This window comes from Pontibacter qinzhouensis (assembly GCF_008017455.1).
Taxonomy (GTDB): Bacteria; Bacteroidota; Bacteroidia; order Cytophagales; family Hymenobacteraceae; genus Pontibacter; species Pontibacter qinzhouensis.
Window position 1 is genome coordinate 46,101 of record NZ_VRTY01000026.1, and the last position, 18,830, is coordinate 64,930.

General features: G+C 45.9%; 18 protein-coding genes. 12 read left to right on the forward strand and 6 right to left on the reverse strand.

Going from position 1 to position 18,830, the window contains the following annotated elements; all coding sequences use genetic code 11:
* Window positions 1–49: 49 nt before the first annotated feature.
* Together FVR03_RS08735 and FVR03_RS08740 are read left to right on the forward strand one after the other, a co-directional pair.
* A complete protein-coding gene (locus tag FVR03_RS08735) occupies window positions 50–997 on the forward strand; it encodes an alpha-E domain-containing protein (RefSeq protein WP_147921364.1) in 948 nt (315 codons plus the stop codon).
* Between the two features lie 25 nt (window positions 998–1,022).
* Window positions 1,023–1,895, forward strand: coding sequence for a transglutaminase-like domain-containing protein (locus tag FVR03_RS08740; RefSeq protein WP_147921365.1), 873 nt, complete (start codon window positions 1,023–1,025; stop codon window positions 1,893–1,895).
* A gap of 76 nt (window positions 1,896–1,971) precedes the next feature.
* On the opposite strand, the gene FVR03_RS08745 is transcribed toward FVR03_RS08740, so the two are convergent.
* From FVR03_RS08745 to FVR03_RS08755, 3 genes are all read right to left on the reverse strand, one after another.
* Window positions 1,972–2,793, reverse strand: a complete 822-nt coding sequence (locus FVR03_RS08745; protein WP_147921366.1) for a DUF1206 domain-containing protein — start codon at window positions 2,791–2,793, stop codon at window positions 1,972–1,974.
* A gap of 275 nt (window positions 2,794–3,068) precedes the next feature.
* A complete protein-coding gene (locus FVR03_RS08750) occupies window positions 3,069–4,232 on the reverse strand; it encodes an iron-containing alcohol dehydrogenase (protein WP_147921367.1) in 1,164 nt (387 codons plus the stop codon).
* A gap of 443 nt (window positions 4,233–4,675) precedes the next feature.
* Window positions 4,676–5,935: a pyridoxal phosphate-dependent aminotransferase gene (locus tag FVR03_RS08755; protein WP_147921368.1), complete on the reverse strand. Its 1,260-nt coding sequence runs from the start codon at window positions 5,933–5,935 to the stop codon at window positions 4,676–4,678.
* 381 nt (window positions 5,936–6,316) lie between these two features.
* Between FVR03_RS08755 and FVR03_RS08760 the strand changes: the two genes are divergently transcribed.
* Both FVR03_RS08760 and coaD read left to right on the forward strand, forming a co-directional pair.
* Window positions 6,317–7,204 (forward strand): DUF3822 family protein, encoded by an 888-nt coding sequence (locus FVR03_RS08760; RefSeq protein ID WP_147921369.1) that lies wholly within the window; start codon window positions 6,317–6,319, stop codon window positions 7,202–7,204.
* Between the two features lie 2 nt (window positions 7,205–7,206).
* The gene (gene coaD / locus FVR03_RS08765) at window positions 7,207–7,686 is read left to right on the forward strand and encodes a pantetheine-phosphate adenylyltransferase (protein ID WP_147921370.1); all 480 of its coding nucleotides are present in this window, start codon (window positions 7,207–7,209) and stop codon (window positions 7,684–7,686) included.
* On the opposite strand, the gene FVR03_RS08770 is transcribed toward coaD, so the two are convergent.
* Entirely contained in the window at window positions 7,640–8,320 is a 681-nt protein-coding gene (locus FVR03_RS08770; protein WP_147921371.1) for an NUDIX hydrolase, read from the reverse strand. The genes coaD and FVR03_RS08770 overlap by 47 nt on opposite strands.
* A gap of 104 nt (window positions 8,321–8,424) precedes the next feature.
* On the opposite strand from FVR03_RS08770, the gene pyrE reads away from it, so the two are divergent.
* Both pyrE and FVR03_RS08780 read left to right on the forward strand, forming a co-directional pair.
* The gene (gene pyrE, locus FVR03_RS08775; protein WP_147921372.1) at window positions 8,425–9,063 is read left to right on the forward strand and encodes an orotate phosphoribosyltransferase; all 639 of its coding nucleotides are present in this window, start codon (window positions 8,425–8,427) and stop codon (window positions 9,061–9,063) included.
* A gap of 242 nt (window positions 9,064–9,305) precedes the next feature.
* Window positions 9,306–9,803: a metallophosphoesterase family protein gene (locus FVR03_RS08780; protein WP_147921373.1), complete on the forward strand. Its 498-nt coding sequence runs from the start codon at window positions 9,306–9,308 to the stop codon at window positions 9,801–9,803.
* A gap of 113 nt (window positions 9,804–9,916) precedes the next feature.
* On the opposite strand, the gene FVR03_RS08785 is transcribed toward FVR03_RS08780, so the two are convergent.
* Window positions 9,917–10,132, reverse strand: coding sequence for a hypothetical protein (locus FVR03_RS08785; RefSeq protein ID WP_369410448.1), 216 nt, complete (start codon window positions 10,130–10,132; stop codon window positions 9,917–9,919).
* A 47-nt stretch (window positions 10,133–10,179) separates the two neighbouring features.
* On the opposite strand from FVR03_RS08785, the gene FVR03_RS08790 reads away from it, so the two are divergent.
* The 6 genes from FVR03_RS08790 to FVR03_RS08815 all read left to right on the forward strand — a co-directional run bounded on the left by FVR03_RS08790 (window position 10,180) and on the right by FVR03_RS08815 (window position 18,200).
* Window positions 10,180–11,208, forward strand: a complete 1,029-nt coding sequence (locus FVR03_RS08790) for a threonine aldolase family protein (RefSeq protein WP_147921374.1) — start codon at window positions 10,180–10,182, stop codon at window positions 11,206–11,208.
* Between the two features lie 1,248 nt (window positions 11,209–12,456).
* Window positions 12,457–12,795 (forward strand): P-II family nitrogen regulator, encoded by a 339-nt coding sequence (locus tag FVR03_RS08795; protein ID WP_147921375.1) that lies wholly within the window; start codon window positions 12,457–12,459, stop codon window positions 12,793–12,795.
* A gap of 51 nt (window positions 12,796–12,846) precedes the next feature.
* Entirely contained in the window at window positions 12,847–14,148 is a 1,302-nt protein-coding gene (locus FVR03_RS08800; RefSeq protein WP_147921376.1) for an ammonium transporter, read from the forward strand.
* A gap of 474 nt (window positions 14,149–14,622) precedes the next feature.
* Window positions 14,623–15,375, forward strand: a complete 753-nt coding sequence (locus tag FVR03_RS08805; protein ID WP_147921377.1) for a DUF6733 family protein — start codon at window positions 14,623–14,625, stop codon at window positions 15,373–15,375.
* A 566-nt stretch (window positions 15,376–15,941) separates the two neighbouring features.
* Window positions 15,942–16,595, forward strand: coding sequence for a DNA-3-methyladenine glycosylase family protein (locus FVR03_RS08810; RefSeq protein ID WP_255474136.1), 654 nt, complete (start codon window positions 15,942–15,944; stop codon window positions 16,593–16,595).
* Window positions 16,596–17,030: 435 nt separating this feature from the next.
* On the forward strand, window positions 17,031–18,200 hold the full coding sequence (locus FVR03_RS08815; protein ID WP_147921379.1) for an outer membrane beta-barrel protein: 1,170 nt from the start codon (window positions 17,031–17,033) through the stop codon (window positions 18,198–18,200).
* Window positions 18,201–18,339: 139 nt separating this feature from the next.
* On the opposite strand, the gene FVR03_RS08820 is transcribed toward FVR03_RS08815, so the two are convergent.
* Window positions 18,340–18,830: DUF58 domain-containing protein (locus FVR03_RS08820; RefSeq protein WP_439651041.1), on the reverse strand; the 491-nt coding region annotated here is incomplete at its 5' end.

Sequence of the window (18,830 nt, forward strand, 5' to 3'; positions counted from 1 at the left end):
AAGGCTTGTTTTCAAAATTTCACTACATCTAACTTTTACAATAAACTACATGTTATCAAGAATAGGGAACAGTTTGTTCTGGATGGGACGTTACATTGAGCGCGCCGAACACATAGCCCGCTACACCAAAGTACAGTACGTATCGTCGTTGGATGCTCCGCTGGCCCAAAGCAAGGATTTTGTGCTGGAGTCTATTTTAAGTATGGCGGGCGTGTACTACAAATATTTTGGCCTGTACCCACAGCTCAACGAAGAAGATGTTATCAACTTTGTCACCCTCGAAGAAACAAATCCCTTCTCCATTCTTTCGTATATCAGCGGCATCCGGGAAAACGCCCGTGGCACCCGCGATTGTATCTCGCTGGAACTTTGGGAGGCCATTAACCAGTGTTACCACCGCGTTAACAGCTACTCCGCTGCCAGATTGCAGAGTGAGGGCGTTTTCAGAATTGCAAAACTGGTGGAAGAGAGTACATCTGTCATAAAAGGGTACATCGACAACACCCTCATCCGAAATGAGGTCTGGATGCTGATCTCGCTGGGCATACACCTGGAGCGCGCCATTCAGGTATCGCTGATCCTGCTCACCAAGATCCGCGACATCGACAAAATTGATAAGGAAAAGCTGGGCGGCCCCGTAGAAAACTACCAGTGGACGACCATGCTTAAGAGCGCTGAATCTTTTGACATGTTTAAACGTTACTATGCAGCCAACCCAAACCGAAGAAATACGCTGGAGTTTCTCATATTCAATCCGGCTTTCCCCAAGTCTATAAGCTTCAATCTTAACTATATTCACAAAAGTATTCGCGATATTGCGTTTCATGAAAAGAAAGAGGCCGGTTCCATAAATTTTATGGCAGGCAAAATGGCCAATTCTTTTAAGTACATGACCATTGAAGATACAGAAGGCGGTTTAACCGAGTTTTTGAACAAGACCCTGAAAGACTTGTACGACCTGGCCAATGTACTGGAGGAGAAGTATTTGAATTTTTAATTACTGGTGCCGCTGGCATCTTAACATGACACGAGAATATCACATAAATTACCATACACAAAACACCTACGAGGCAAACGTGACCGAGGCGCTTTTTGCGCTGAATATCACGCCTTGTCAGGATGAGAACCAGCAGGTGCGGGATGTTACATTCCGAAACTCGCTGGGCGAAGAGGTTTTTCATACTCACAACCCGTTTGGCTTTAGCCTCACCTGCATACGATCGGTGAAGGCATTTACCAACTTTGAGTTCTGGATGAGCGCTGTAGTGGAAAAAACAATGCCAGACTTGCTGCCAAAGCAGGAGTTACCTGCCGATGCAGAGCAGGAGATGCTCCGAAACCCGGAGTTTTACATAGACCACCACCTTTACCTGGAGCTAAGCCGCTATACCCAGATAAACCCTACCTTTACAAACAGGCTGCTGCACCTGCAGCCCGGGCAACCTGTGTACAGCTACCTGAGCCAGCTGAACACCTTTATTTACAACATGCTGGAGTTCGACCCGGAGCCAACGCACGTGCATACGACTGTAGACGAAGTGCTGGATTTAGGACGGGGAGTTTGCCAGGATTACACACACCTGTTCCTCGGAATTGCCAGGCACAATAAAATTCCGTGCCGCTATGTGTCGGGTTACCTGAACCAGGGCAACTCCTTGGTAGGATCCGCTGCCATGCATGCCTGGGTAGAAGCTTTTGTGCCAGGTGCCGGCTGGGTTGGCTTCGACCCTACCAATAACCTGCTCGCCGACATTAACCACATAAAAGTAGCGCACGGCACCGACTACAACGACTGCAGCCCTATAAAAGGCATGCTCAAAACCAGCGGAGGTCACAAAACCAGCTTCGGCGTAAAAGTGGTTACCAATGTGCCGGAAATGCAGCAAGAGCAATAGGAATTGTATAGTTCAGGGGTCCTGCCATGTGGTATTACGCCACAGGGCAGGACTTTTTTTTAACAATAGATTCAGCTTAATCGCCTGCCGACCAGCCTTTTTCGAACTTGTAGTAGATGGCATATATAAACATGAAGAGGCCGTAGCAAATGGTGCCGGTTGCCACCAGAAAAAACAGGCTGTCGCCAAAAAAGCCTCCACCTAAAAAATCGAACGCCGAATCGGTGTCACCCACTGCATCCGGATCTGATTTTAGGGCACCCTGAAGCATGAAGTAAGCCAGCACCAGCAAAATAATGCCGCGTGCAAAATAACCTGCCCAAGCCATGAGGTGCAGCAGGCGCTTCTGGTAAGGCTCCATATGGTCTATGTCGATGCGCATGCGGTAGTCGCCATTTATCACGTACCAGAACTGCACCAAGCCTGCAGCTGCAGTTATAGCCCCCATACAACCTACCAGTATATTACCGCCCGGCCAGGCAAGCACCTGCGAAATAAGCAGTTGACGTTCTTCTTCGCTGTTGCCACCGTTGCCCAGCAACACATCAATTGCCGAAAATGCAATAAACCCATAGCCTGCCCCACTTAACGCCACTCCTACCCGCTTCAGGATGCCTACCATATCGCTCCCGAACTCATACGGGTCTGTAATAGCTTCGAAAACCCGCCAGATGATGTAGCAGATCATGCCTAGCAGCACGATCCATATGGCAATTTCTCCTATGGTATAGTCTAATAAAAAATCCATGATGCGTTCTTCATCAGCAGAAGGTTGCGCCAGCCTGAACAGGGACAGATTAGCCAGAACACCAATCAGCAAGTATACCAACCCAATGGAGAAACAGCCGAAGCGGGCCAGCTGATGAACTAACTTTCTGTATTTTTCGTCAACGGCCATGTATGTAGGGCAAAAGTGTGGGTGTTTAAGCTGGATTGTTTTACTATAACAGAAGCAGGAGGTTCAATTTTTACCTGGTTGATGCCTTTGATAAACCAGTAAAAATGAATAAACAAGCTGGTGCAAAAACTAAAAAAGCCGCCCGGCAAAGCAGGCGGCTTTCAGGTTAGCTTGCTACTAATCTTTACCCTTGGCACCGAAACAGCTAAATTCCTTCGGAAGGGCGTATTTATTTAAATAATTTGTCCGGGAGTAGCATGGTATAAGGCCCACACCTACAGACTCATCTCCAGAATCTTCTCTACATCCTCCACCTGAATATCGGCTCGCTCGCCCAGGTTCCGCACCCCTCTCTTCTGAAAGCGTTCTACAATGGCGGTTATGGTCGCGCGATCTACGTCGTATTCATGCAGGGTAGTGGCTATGTCGAGCGAGTTAAAGAATTTGACGGTGGCCTGAATGGCAGCCTCTATTCGCTCCTCCTCTGAGCCTTCCGTAATGTTCCAGATGCGGGCACCGTACTGCAGCAGCTTCTCTTTTTTGGTTTCGCTTTTGTAACGCAGCAACGAGGGCAGCACAATAGCCAGTGTGCGGGCATGATCTATGCCGTGAAGCGCTGTAAGTTCGTGCCCGATCATGTGGGTGGCCCAGTCGGTGGGCACGCCGGCACTGAGCAGTCCGTTAAGCGCCATGGTAGCCGACCACATAAAGTTACCCATCGCATTATAGTCTGATGGGTTTTGCATTACCTTCGGGCCTTCTTCAATCAACGTGAGCAGCACACCTTCGGCTATACGATCTTGCAGAGGCGCGTTTACCGGGTACGTCAGGTATTGCTCCATAACATGCGTAAAGGCATCAACAATACCGTTGCTGATCTGGCGTGGTGGCAGCGAGAAAGTGGTTTCGGGGTCGAGTACCGAAAATTTCGGGAAGGTGAACGGGCTGCCAAATGTCAGTTTCTCTTTTGTTGCCACCTTTGTAATAACTGCGCCCGAGTTCATTTCGGAGCCGGTGGCAGGCAGTGTAAGCACAGCTCCAAACGGGATGGCACCTTTTAGTTTTACGGCAGCTTTTTCAGCCAGAAACCTCCAGGGGTCTCCCTGGTCGAACACGACAGCGGCTGCTATAAACTTGGTACCATCCAGCACCGATCCCCCTCCTACTGATAAAATAAAGTCGATTTTCTCATTTTTAGCCAGTTCTACAGCTTGCATCAGGGTTTCGTAATGCGGGTTTGGCTCAATTCCACCAAACTCAAAAACAGTGTGTTCTTTCAGGGCTTCCATCACCTGCTCGTATACACCGTTCTTTTTAATGCTGCCACCACCGTAGGTCATGAGCACACGTGCACCTGCAGGTACTTCCTTGGCTACTTCGGCTATGGTTCCTTTCCCGAAAATGATCTTTACGGGATTATAAAATTTAAAATTGTTCATGTTAATCAGATTTGTGATCTCTTGCTGTTCCAGTTCACAGCTACTCCTGCTACAACCGCTCTAAGTTCGAATTGTTATGTCCGGTCGCTTCCTATCCTAGCTAAGGCTACGGGTACAGCCATTGTCTATAGTCCTAGTAGCGCGAAAGTACCAGAAAAGGTTGTAGCGCCAATACATCTGAAATGGAATTTTAGTAGAAACAGCTAAGCCGATTTTTTGAAACGATAGTTTAAGCAGGCTCTTCTACGGAAATCGGTTTAAAAGGCACTGGTTTAAATTATGCTAACGAAATTGCCTTCCAGAGAACTTTTTGCATGAAATCCTTCAAGGGTCTGAATACATCAGGAAAGTTCAGGGTCCTAAATTTCATGAAAAGGACCTACCATAAAACAAGAGAGGCTCCTGGTGCAGGAGCCTCTCTTGTTTTATGTATAGTTGCAAGTTTAATTCATGTCGATGCCAACCTCCAACCCTTTAGGAAGATGAATGGTTTTAGAACCTTTGTAAGTCTCCAGGAACAGCGCCAGTTTATCCATGGTCTCGTTCAGCTCCTCTACAGTTGGCAGGTACACCACCCTGAAATGGTCGGGTTTGCTCCAGTTAAAGCCACTGCCCTGCACCAACAGCATGCGCTGGTCAATCAGCAGGTCCAGGATAAACTGCTGATCGTCGAGAATGTTAAACTTCTTCACATCTATTTTCGGGAACATATAGAACGCCCCTTTTGGCTTTACGCAGGTAATGCCGGGTATCGAGGTCAGTTTGTCGTAGCACACATCGCGCTGGCGACGCAGCCTGCCTTTTGGTAACACCAAATCGTTTATGCTCTGGTAACCGCCCAAGGCAGTCTGGATAACGAACTGAGAAGGCGCATTGCTGCAAAGGCGCATGCTGGCCAGCGCGTTTAAACCTTCTATATAGGATTTGGCTATAGACTTTTTGCCACTGATAACGACCCAGCCAGCTCTGAAACCAGCTGCACGGTAGTTTTTAGATAAACCGCTGTAGGTCAGGAACAGCACATCATCAGAGAGAGCAGCTGTAGAGAAGTGAGCGGTATCGTCGTAGAGAATTTTGTCGTAGATCTCGTCTGAGAAGATAATGAGTTTATGCCGCTCCGCGATCTGCACAATTTTTTGCAGCACATCAGAAGGGTAAACGGTACCAGTCGGGTTGTTCGGGTTAATGATGACAATGCCCTTGGTACGGCTCGTAATCTTACGCTCCATATCTTCCAGGTCCGGGTACCAATCCGACTGCTCATCGCAGAGGTAGTGCACCGGTTTGCCACCAGAAAGCGTAACGGAGGCCGTCCAGAGCGGGTAGTCCGGAGAGGGTATCAGGATTTCGTCGCCGTTGTTGAGCAGGGCCTGCATCGACATCAGGATGAGTTCGCTCACACCATTGCCTATAATGATGTCGTCGATCTGCACATCACGCACCGATTTGCTTTGCATATAGTGCATAACCGCTTTGCGGGCCGCGAAAAGGCCTTTCGAATCGGTGTACCCTTGCGCATTGCGCAGGTTCAGAATCATATCGTGTATGATTTCGTCTGGGGTATCAAATCCAAAAGGCGCCGGGTTTCCAATGTTCAACTTCGTGATCTTGTACCCCTGGCGCTCAAGCTCTTGCGCTTTCTCAAATATGGGCCCACGTATTTCGTAAAATACGTTATCGAGCCGCGAACTCCGCTGTATCATAAACTCAAATTTTCCAAAATTAAACATTTGGAATTCATTATAAAGAATTCAGGCCCGAAAATTTAAATTCAACCTGTTCTTCTTCAACATGATGGCCTTAGGTTTAAATTCCATTTAACGCAACTGTATTTCTAAAAGGCAATATATAACAGACTTTAAAAGTTGCCGCCCCCAGAAATACCCTTGGCAACTTTTCTCCCAAATTCCTTTGGAAGGCCTTTTTCATTCGAATAATTTGATTGCAAACGTTCTTATAAGACGCTAAAAGTACGGTGGGGCATTACCAGCAGGCAGCACTATTGCCATATTTTTTATATACTTGCAGCATGCGAGGCAGCAAAGCACCTGTTTCAGCAAGCAGTATCTTTCATTTCCGACACCTTGAATACAAACAGTACCTACTTCCGGCTTTCTCACAAGATTCTTGACGAGGCTTTTGCTCTCTCGCAGGCACCTGATAGTAACCTATACCTGGCCATCAGCCAGAAATCGGTACGGCTAGGGGTTGTGGACCTGAAACGCAACAAGTTTGTGGTAATGGAAGACTATGAGCTGATAACTGTATTCTCGGCCCAGCAGGTGGCGGAGCAACTGCTGCTAATTGCCAAAAGCAGCTCTATTTTGCAGCACCAGGGCTGGCGTAGCATCCGGGTAATGGTCAGCAACCAGAACTTCACGCTGGTACCCGAAACGCTTTATGAGCCACAGCACCAGTCCGATTACCTGCGCCTGCACAGCGACCTCGACCCCGAACAAGACCAGGTAGTTGCTTACCGACATGCCGACCTGGAAGCGGTAAACATATTTTCGGTGCCTGCTGTTATTCAGAAAGCAGTAACCGCCATAGCCCAGAACCGCCCTGTAGTGTACCTGCACCAGACGAGCGCCCTTATCCGGTGCCTGTTGCACCAGACGGGCCGTAGCCGCGAGCGCCGCATGTACCTGTTTGTGGAGCAGCAACATGTTACCGTTTTGGTTATCAGCCAGAACGGCCTGGAGTTCTGCAATATTTTTCAGTACCAGAGTCCCGAAGATTTTATTTATTTCGTCATTTTTGTGATGCAGGAGCAAAAGCTGAACCCCGAAGCTGAAACGGTGACGGTTTTAGGCAAAATAACACACGATGCGGCGCTGTTCTCTATGTTACAAAAGTATGTGCGCCATGTAAAGTTTGGCAAGAAACCGGCCGATGTGGCCTACAGTTACAAATTCGATGATCTGTTTGAGCACCGCTATTTTGAGCTCTACAGCATTCACCTTTGCGATTAGATATGAAAAGAATAGCCTTGTTCCCCGGATCGTTCGACCCTTTTACAAATGGCCATTACGACGTGGTAGTGCGCGGAGCCCACTTGTTCGATGAGATAATTATTGCTGTCGGCAACAACACGACCAAGCAGCGCTACATTCCTGTTGAACGTATGATCGACGTAATTCAACGTGTATTTAAGGATCAGCCAAAGGTGCAGGTGCAGGCTTATAAAGGACTTACGGCTGAGTTTGCCCGCGAAAAAGGCGCTAAGTTTTTGCTGCGTGGCCTCCGCAACACCACTGATTTTGAGTACGAGAACACCATTGCACAGGCCAATCGCCATGTTAACCCCGAACTCGAAACGGTTTTTCTCATTACCTCGCCGCGGCTGGCTGCCATCAGTTCCTCTATTATTCGCGAGATTCACCGGTTTGGCGGCAACGTAAATGAGTTTATACCTTTCCCGATTTCAGCGATTGAAGATAGTGTTTCATTATAAAGGCGATGGAAGAGTAAGCCTTTGGTAGTACTTCTACCACCTCGTCGGTAGTCATCCAGCGTACTTCTTCAATAAACTCTTCGGCCTGGGGCTTCATCAGGCTATCGTCGGTACAGGTCATAATGTACCAGGAAGTTTTCTTTAGAATTTTGTTTCCTTTGTAAGCGTAAGAATGCCAGGTTTTAGGTAGTTTGCCGGCCACTTCCACTTTAATATTGCACTCCTCCTCCACTTCGCGCAGGGCACCGTCTTTTACCTTTTCTTTTTTGTTGAGCTTCCCTTTTGGCAGGTCCCAGGTACCGAGGCGGTAAATCATCAGTATTTTATCGTCTTTAATTACCAGGCCGCCAGCTGCTTTCACAATTTTAAACTGGTCTTTCAGGTGAAGAATGATTTTCTTCATCTTATCGGCCACCAATGTAAGCGAGTCGAGTTTTTTTAGCTTTTTAACCTCCATCAGGCGCACCAGCCTGTCTATTAAGGCAGCATCCGCCTCTTTAATCAGCACATCGCCTACCAGGTCTTTTGAGGAGAAATCGTCGCTGGCAGTTAAGATCACATCGTAATGATGTTTGTATACCTTTTCGTTCGATCGCTTTAGTATTAAAGGGATATCGTTTATAAAAACGTTCATGTCTGGTACCGCTGGTGGTTTTCAAATATACGCAAATACATAATAATTCTCCTGAAAGAAAATACAGCCGCCAAAAAAGGTAAATATTTCTGTAATTTTGCCCCATGGATACAAAGCAAACTGCACATCAGGTAGCCTCTTTCCTTCTGGAGACGGAGGCAGTAAAGTTAAGCCCGGCAAAACCCTTTAAATGGAGCTCGGGCTGGAACTCTCCTATTTACTGCGATAACCGCGTTACCTTGTCGTTCCCCTATATCCGGAGCTACATAAAAAACGAACTGGCAGAGCTGATTAAAGCCAATTTCCCCGATGCTGAGGCTATAGCCGGTGTTGCCACCGCAGGTATAGCGCAGGGAGCCCTGGTGGCCGACCTGCTCGAAATGCCATTTCTGTACGTAAGACCTCAGCCAAAAAGCCACGGCATGGGCAACCAGATAGAAGGTCGCCTGCTGGAAGGTCAGAAAGTGGTGCTTGTAGAAGACCTGATCTCTACCGGCGGAAGCTCCCTGAAAGCAGCTGCAGCCGTTCAGGCGGCAGGTGGCGAGGTAGTAGGCATGGCCGCTATTTTTACCTATGGGTTCTCAGTGGCAGACGAGAATTTCAGACAAGCCGGCATTACGCTCCGTTGCCTGAGCGACTATCAGGCCCTGACAGAAGCCGCCCTCTCCAACGGTTACATTCCTGAATCTGCTATGGCTACCCTGGCTGAGTGGCGTAAAGCCCCGGAAACCTGGGGTGTGTAATTTTTGATTTGGCGGTTTTGAGAATTTGGAGATTTGGAGAAGAAAGGATTTGAAGATAATTTTCATCATGAGATGCCTCAGGAAGGTCAAAACGTTGCTGGTGCATTTTCTGCCGCGAATAGCAAAGGGCTAAATAGGTAAGCATGTTGGCTTCGAAGTATCACCGCATCTTTTAAATAATCCACTTCCAAATCTCCCAATTCTCCAATCTCCAAATCAAAAATTCTTCAAATCAAAAGAACATGAAAATAGGCCTCCTCTCCGATACCCACGGCTACCTCGATGACCAGATACTGCGGCTGCTTGGCGACCGTGACGAGATCTGGCATGCCGGAGATTTCGGAACGCAGGCTATTTCGGAGAGGCTGCAGGAGGTGGCACCGGTCAGGGGTGTGTATGGCAACATAGACGGGCAGCATGTGCGGCAGGTGCACCCTAAGGTGAATCGTTTTACCATAAATGGCCTCGATGTGCTGATGACGCACATAGGCGGCTACCCAGGCAAGTACCACCCCGACATCAGGCAGGAAATTCTGCAGAACCCGCCCCAACTTTTTATTACAGGTCACTCGCACATCTTAAAGATAATGACCGATAAACGCCTCAACAACCTGCTGCACATTAACCCCGGAGCTGCGGGCAAACATGGTTTCCATAGCACCCGCACCATGGTTCGGTTTACAGTTACAGCGGGGCAGGTGCAGGACCTACAGGTAATTGAGCTTGGCAAAAGGGCATAAAAAAAAGTGTGTTTGCGAGGCAAACACACTCCCTTAAGTCTTATCTAGTAAGCCGCCGCCATTTGCTGAAATAGCAGCGGCAGGCAGATGGGCTTACTTTCCCGTAAGAAAAACTATTCAGCAGCAGTTTCTTCTGTGGCAGCTACCTTGTTTTTAGGTTCTTCGCCAAATTTCACGCGCAGCTCGTCCATGTCTACATTCTTAATAACAGGCGTTAATAACAGCTGCTTAATTCTAGAAACTCTGTTATTCGCTCTAGCTTTATTTCTACGGTCTTTTCTTTTTAATCTTGTAACTCCCATCGTTGCAATATTTAATTTGAAGGGCAAAAGTAAGTTATTATTTTTACAAAGTAAAGTATTTATTCTATCAAAATATGCTGATTACTGATTTACGTAGCGATACCGTTACCAAACCCACTCCTGCTATGCTTGCTTATATGTTTGAGGCTGAGGTAGGTGACGACGTTTACGAAGAAGACCCGACCGTGAATGCGCTGGAGCAGATGGCTGCCGAAATGTTCGGCATGCAAGCCGGCTTGTTCTGCCCCTCCGGCACCATGACCAACCAGATTGCCATAAAAGCACACACCGAGCCGCTTACCGAGGTCATCTGCGATGTCTCTTCGCACATATATCAGTATGAAGGTGGTGGTATTATGTTTAACGCGGCTGCTTCTGTTGCCCTGGTGCACGGAGAACGCGGCAAGCTGACACCCGAACAGGTAGAAGCTCATATCCGGCCCTTGCATAACATACACTACCCGGTTACCAAGCTTGTATCGCTGGAGAATACAGCCAACAAAGGTGGAGGGGCCTACTATACACTAACTGAGATTGCGGCCATTTCGGCTATTTGCCGTCAGCACGAGCTGGCGCTTCACCTCGATGGCGCCCGTGTTTTTAATGCCCTGGTTGCGGCCCAGGAACAACCTCGAGCCTACGGCCAGTACTTCGACAGCATTTCGGTTTGCCTCTCGAAAGGGTTAGGTGCGCCGGTGGGCTCTGTTCTGCTTGGCAGCAAAGCGTTTATTATGAAGTGCAAAAGAATACGAAAAGCCATGGGCGGAGGAATGCGGCAGGCAGGTTACCTGGCTGCCGCAGGCATTTATGCCCTACGGCATCATGTGGAGCGGCTCCAGGACGACCACAGGCGCGCCAAGACCCTGGAGGAAGCATTGCTACAAGCCAACTACACTGACTATGTGCTGCCGGTGCAGACGAACATCGTTATTTTTAAGCTGAACCACAGGTTTACCGGTCAGGCTTTTGTAGAAGCACTTGCTAAACACCAGATCAGGGCTACTGCCTTTGGCCCCCAGCTAGTGCGGTTTGTAACGCACCTCCAGGTTACAGATGAGCACCTGGCGCATACACTAAAAGTTCTGAATGAACTGAATACTTGATGTAAGGCAGCTGAACCAGGTGGTATATCTTTTAAACCGAATCCTTATCAGCTAAATACATGCAACTAAAACATATCGGGTTGGACCCTTGGCAAGATTCGGATGAAAAATCTTCCGGAGGCTGTTTTCATTCGAATAATTCAGAGACGGAACTGTAACAGTTTCTATAACCGACGGAACTTCTTTGGGTGTAAGAGGTAAATTATTCAAATGAAAATGGCCTTCAGAAGCGTTTTGAAGCGAAAAGAGTCAAGGGTATTCTTCTCATCCGGCGCTACATTTACTCTTCTATTTCTGGTGGCGCCTTTTTATTATATGAAACAGGCTGGATTTTGTGGTGGAGATGCTAAAGGACTGAGTTCATATAACTTTAAGTTTACGTTTCTATAGGTACTGTTAGTACTCTGAAAGCAGCAGCTACAAATGACAGTGCCTGGGATCAAATTCATTTTGTTACTATAGAGGCTAGGCCACACCCTGCAGAGGCAGGCAGTACAGCCATTTCCCACCCCTTAGCTCTTGTAGCTATCGCTTCGGCATTAAATAACCGATCGAACTGAAGCAGCCGTAGAACTTAACAACTTTTTTTGTGCAGCTTCAGTTTTACCTGGTAAGCTTTATTTCTTAAGTTATAAAGGGATATCAAGTCCTTAAGAGGTGAACAAATAAGGTGGTATGGCACACTTACACTATACGCAACCATTAAATGGTAGCAGGCAAAATATTGAAAACTTTATTTAACCCCCTATAAACTTACTACCTTATCTTATTCGTCTATATAATTTTTATTTACTACCCTCTAATTTAATAGGGGTCAGAAATTTTTTTTATAAAATTGAAAATATTTTTTCTGCCATAAACTTTAAGCTCCCAACTTGTTTTTAGGGTAAATAATACCACTGAAGCCATAAAATACTAACTAATGCAGAATAGCTAATCATATATCTTAAATCCTATAATACTGCCTCAACGACTTCATCCAGCAGCAGCTAAAGCAGTTAGGGAGTATAGCATGTGCTATTTTGAGATTCTACATAATTAATCCTCATTAGTTAATTTCTATTTTTTACACAACACTTCAGGCATTACAACCAACTAATAACACCTCTATTTACCAGACCCATATTTACAATATTTACACCTTTTGCTGTTATACCCCTATTGTTTTTCAACAATACTTTAATAACTTTATCAAAAATTAAACACACCCCCCTTTAAATACATGCATATAGAATAACTTTACTCTTTATGAAAAAGATAGAAGCAATCATTAGAACATCCAAATTTGAAGAGGTCTACGAAGCGCTGACTGAAATCGGAGTTCCGTTTATGTCTACTTACGATGTAAAAGGGTTTGGCCTGGAACATGGAACATCGCAGGTGTACAGAGGAGCCACTTATAATGTAGGCTTTATTCCCAGAACCAAGATTGAACTGGTAGTAACAGAAGGGCACATGGATGATGTAGTGAGTACCATACTAAAAGTTGCAAGCACCGGAAAAGTAGGAGACGGCAAAATTTTTATAATGGATGTGCAGGAAGTGATACGCATCAGGACGGGAGAAATCGGTGAGCTGGCCCTTTAGTGGTCTTAGAGAAATATAAATAAACTCATACTATATTTAACGCAATAACCTATGTCACAAGAATTATTTGTAGTTAATAACGTCTGGATGATGGTCTCCATCTTTCTTGTATTTATTATGCATTTAGGGTTTGCCACACTGGAGTCGGGCCTGGTCAGATCTAAAAACACGGTTAATATTCTATTTAAAAACAGCATGATCCCGCCTATCGGGCTTTTAACTTATGCGCTCTGGGGCTTTTCCCTGATGTACCCAGGCGAAGCTTTTGCAGGAGGATTCTTCGGTTTTTCAGGTTTTGGAATTTCACTACCGGAAGGTGGCGAAACCTCTGCCTATAACGAAGGCTATACATTCTGGACTGATTTCCTGTTTCAGGGTATGTTTGCCGCAACAGCTGCCACTATTGTATCAGGTGCTGTTGCTGAGCGTGTAAAATTGGGCACCTACATCATTTTCTCCATCATATTTGTGGGTGCTTGCTATCCTATAGTAGGCATGTGGAAATGGGGCGGTGGTTTTCTGGATACGTTAGAAACTCCTTTTTACGATTTTGCAGGCTCTACATTGGTACACTCCGTAGGGGGCTGGGGTGCGCTGGCAGGTATTATACTGTTGGGCCCACGAATAGGCAAATATGTAGGCGGTAAAACAAAGCCAATTCCGGGGCACAGCATGCCGCTCGCAACAATAGGTGTATTTATACTTTGGTTAGGTTGGTTTGGCTTCAATGGAGGTTCTGTACTGTCTGCTGACCCGGGCGCAGTATCTAGAGTTTTGGTTATGACGAGCCTTGCCGCAGCCGCAGGTGCTTTAGGTGCCTTCTTTGTATCTTACAGCCTGTTCAAATCCAGCGACCTTACCATGGTGCTGAACGGAATTCTGGCTGGCCTGGTAGGTATTACTGCCGGTGCTGACCAAATGAGTGTAGTAGACTCTGCTGTAATCGGATTAGTTGCAGGTGCCCTTGTAGTGTTAGGGGTTCTGCTGTTCGATAAACTAAAAATTGATGATCCGGTTGGAGCCCTTTCAGTACACTTGATTTGCGGCATCTGGGGCACCTTAGCAGTAGGTTTATTTGGCGAATTAGCTGGCGTAGATCAACTTATCAGCCAGTTAACGGGCATCGGTGTAGTAGGTGCGTTTAGCTTTGTGTTTGCATTTGCTGTCTGGTTTGCGCTAAAATCAATATCTGGCATCAGGGTGAGCGAAACAGAAGAAATAGATGGCCTGGATATGCACGAACACAAAATGCACGCTTACCCAGATATCAACGCTCCTGCCAACGAAGTAACACGCCTGGAGAACAGTACTGTAGAAGACAAGAAGAAAATGCCTGCAAATGTAGCAAATTAGAACACAGCTATCATCAGAGATATTGTTCTGGAGCAATAGCTACAATAATAAGTATACTGTTTGGTAGTGTTACCATAAATCAAATCTTTCGCTTCTTCTTAAGCTGACAGCAATTCGACTGGAAGGGATGCATACTTGTTTTTATCATATTTATCTTAAATAATACAAAATTTTATTATTTAAAACATACTTGTGGTGAGTAAAAGAAAACCTTGCCTCATATGTACAATAATAGAAACAAGTATGCACAGCGGCACATAAACATGCAACCTTCCTCATTCAGGAGCTTTGCCAAATTAAAAATCACCACTATTAAAAAGGGCTGCAACAGCCCATTCAGGAGCATTTTTATCCATCTATTAATTGGGAGTTGCTTATTTACCAAACAGCTTTTCTTTAGAATTTCTCCATCAAATTCTTACAAAAATCAATTTTAATACCTCAATCTTTTCACTTGTAAAACCCCCTTTCATCATGAGAAAAACAATTACAAACATCCCGAAATTAGTTTCACTCCTTTTCGCACTGCTTTTTGTTTCTACATCAACATCTGTAATGGCTCAAAGCAGCTCTGAGGATGACGATGACTTTTCATTCACGGTTGGCCTGACTTCTGACCAGTTTTTTGGTTTCGCACCTTCTTTCTCAGGCTCATACGGTCTTTCTTCTAAAGTAGGCCTTACATTTTATGGCATCATGTGGTCAGGTGGAACTGGTGGTGCCTGGGGAAACTGGACAGAATTTGGGGTTGGCGCTAATTTTAACCTGGCCGATGGCATTAGCTTTAACCCTAGCCTGGGGGTTACTGGTGGCAATCTTTTGTCGAGTGGAACTGCAGGACCTGCTATTTTTGGTGATGGCATCGTGCCAAACATGTTCCTTAACCTCGACAAGTCAAACGTAGAAGGTGAAGTTTACTTCGGTTATTATGCCCCTCTACGCGACAAAGTTCCTGCTGAGGGTGGCACTACCCTGTCTTATATTCACTATTGGGCAAACCTTGGTTATAAAGTTAATCCCAGGTTCTCATTTGGTGGACACTTCGAACACCTTATCAACTCCGGAGGATCTAACGTAACTTCTTCGTCTGATGTATACCAATGGGTTGGTCCATACATACAGTTCTCCTCGCCTAAGCACAGCATATTTGGAAGACTAAGCGCTGGAGGAGACTTAGTTGAAGGCAATGACTCTTTCTTTAAAGTGAGCACTGGTTTCAGCTTTTAGTCTAAAACCTCTCCTTTTTTGATCTGCCGCGTTGTTGATAAACCTTATTCAGATTAAGAGTATTTACAGTTTGTAACCACGGTAAGCCCGGTAAAAGAGCATGCATCTGGTAATAGCAAGCCTTGCAGACGGCAAAGCTTACTAAGCCTTCAGAAAAGTATCCCGATCGTAAGCCATTATCGGATTTACTTTAAAACTAGCTATTGGAAATTGTGAGTTAAAGCGTGCTCCAGCCTGGCTTACCGGTTATAAACTTTTACCCGAGTACCCTATTTAAAACCATTAATGTACGTGCCTATGCTAACAAAAAACTAATCTATCGGTCTATTTTTCAAGCTATTGACTCTATTACAAACAACTAGGTCGAGCAGAAGTCCAGCCAGGGCTTCTGCTCTTTTTTTATCCCTAACCCTCGACAGTAAAGCCCTTCCCAAGCCTTTGGAAGGGCTTTTTCATTAGAAAAATTTGAGATTCCAGCAGAACCTCCAAAAGCCTGTTCCACCAAACATCCCGATGCCTCCTCTACTCGTATGCTGCCTCAGGTTTAGTTTGAAAACAAACAGATAATGGCCATATTGAAGTTTGGCTTCGCAGATATGACACAAACAAACGAAAGCACCACCGTATTAGCTGCACTGGCGCAAGACCCGGTTCTGGCAAAAATTATAGCTACAGGAACACCTCTCTCCTCCTCCCGTTCCGAAGACCTATACTACAGGCTGTTGAGCGCTATTGTGTCGCAGCAATTGGCCACGAAGGTTGCGGCTACTATTTTCAGAAGGTTTACCGCTCTCTTTCCAGATGCCTACCCTGCTCCTGTGCTTGTACTGGCTACACCCGACGAGGTGCTCCGGAGCGCCGGACTTTCGTTTCAGAAAATTGGCTACATCCGGAATGTGGCTGCTTTTGCCCAGAACGGGAAACTGGAGCATGGCGCTATTGATGCTATGCCTGATGAAGACCTGATCTTGCACCTGACGCAGATAAAAGGCATTGGTCGCTGGACAGCCGAAATGCTGCTGATGTTCGCCCTGGAGCGGCCCGATATACTGCCTCTCGATGACCTGGGGATTCAGAATGCTTTTAAAAAACAATACATGCTGGAGGAGAAGGGCAAGGCACTAAAAATAAAGATGCAGGAAATAGCAGAAGCCTGGCGGCCATACCGCACCGTTGCCTGTAAATATCTGTGGCAATCGCTGGATAATGCGCCTAAATAATTTAAGTTCCTTTCGTTATTTTAAATTGTATATCTATTGTTACATTTGGCTCTTGGTAAACAGATTGCCTAACCTTGGTTATAACATGTTGAAATTTCTTTTATAGGGCATTTTCATTTGAATAATTTAAACGAATGCCCTAAGCAGCAGTAAATATGTGGCTCCTGTTGATGGATGACTCGTTTCTCCATTTCCAACTACAGAAATTCAGGCTCACAACAGACTTAGTCTTAGCTCTTGCTATTAATTTTCAATAGCAGGACTCCCTCATCATGCATATTTGCAAAAAATAAATGCTGTAGGTAAAGAAGTCAAATTTGAAAAACTGGCATGAGCTGTTAGAACCAGTTTAACAGTTACTCTGCACCTCTAAATTCACGTCATAATTTAATTCCATATTCGTAAAACGCTACATCAAATCCCAAACTTAATTTTATGTTAAAATATTTTACCCTTTCCATTAGCTTTATTTTTATCTGCATCACTACCGGCCTATCCCAAAATACCTTTAAAAAAGGATTTCTGGTGTTTGCTATAGGCGATACCTTACATGGTTTACTGGAAGACCGTGTAGATATAAGAAACGCGCAGGAGGTTATGTTTAAGCAAACCGAAACAGCTGACAAAAAACTTTACTTCCCAACCGATTTATCTGCTTACCAGGTTGGCTCCCGGACCTACCTCTCCACCAACGTTAAACAAAACGGGCAGCCACAAAACTTGTTTCTGGAAGTAATTAACGATGGTCCGCTGCGCTTGCTATATTACAAAGACATAGACGACAAGCAGCACTTTTACGCACAGACCGCAACTGAATTTCATGAACTGACAAACGAGCGCAAAACCGTTGATCAGAACGGTAAAACTTTCTCGTTCTATACCAAAGCCCACGTCACGATTCTAAACACATTAACCGCCGACTGTGGTGAGCCAGCAACCGAGAAGCTCAACTTCACCATGAAAGCCTTGTCGGCTCACGTAGCGGCATATAATGCCTGCAGGGGCGGCCTAAGCTATGCTTCAGCAAAAGCTACTACAAAGCCAACCTTTTCTCAATCTGTTTTTGTGGGTATTAACCAGTCGCAGGTGGTAACAGCTGGTGCAGCCCGTTTTCAGGAAACAAATACGCGCACAGGCTTAAATGCCGGAGCTGGTATTCATTTAAACTTCCCGAACAGAAAATACCATGTCGATTTGCTGGCAGAATATAATCGGAAGGGAGCAGAAGCCGAAGCCGAACGTATTAATTTCGACCTGCATTACATCAGCCTCTCGCCGGGCTTCAGTTACACATTCTCTAAGAGCAGGTTTAAACCTTTGCTAGGAGCAGGTTTTGTGGCGGCTTATCTTCTAAACTCACCAGAAGAGGCTTATACGCGCATGCGTTTGGGCAAAAAAGTAAGGATATTTGACAATATGGTTGAAAATTCGGAGGTACCTTATGAAGTTGGCTATGAAGTAAGAGCAGGGGTAAAATACGCCCTTCAGAACGACTTGCAATTATTGGTGAAGGCACGGTTCACACGGACACTTATTCCTTTCAGTTTCGGCGCAAGTACTTACCACAACCATGTAGCATCGGTGCAGGTTGGCCTGGAGTTTTAAGGTATATAACAACAAAAGCAGCTAATCAGCCCTTCTAAAAACTTTTCACCCTTGAGCATTTTGAGTCTAAAATCTTTTGGAAGGGCTATTTCATTAGAAAAATCTGACCACTCCCTACTGGAAGAATGGCAGCAGCTATTTACCGAACTTTTGCTCGTTTAACGAGGTACGAGTACAGCACTTTATCGAAGGGTTCGCTGATATCGACAGGCACAAAATCAATGCGGTACTGGCCGCACTTGAGCACCAGGTCCTGCTTCATGCCTTCCACGGCGGCTTTGTACTGGTCGCGCACCTGCGAAGGTTGCAGCTTTAGCTCCTGCCCTGTCTCCACATCCACAAACACATAAGGGCGCTCGGCAAAGTCGAACTCCTCTTCTGTTTTGCGATCCATGACATGAAATATCAGCACTTCGTGGTTCTGGTGCTTCAGGTGCTGAAGCGCAGCGAAAATGGCGTCGTTGTTATCGTGGCGGCCCAGCATGTCGCTGAAAATGATGACCAGCGAACGTTTCGGTATCTGCTGCGCTATCTGGTGAATAACCTCTGCCACGTTGGTATTTTTGGCTACAGGTTTCTCCTGTAGCTGCTTTTGCAACAACAGCAGGAGCGTGTGCAGGTGCGAGGCCG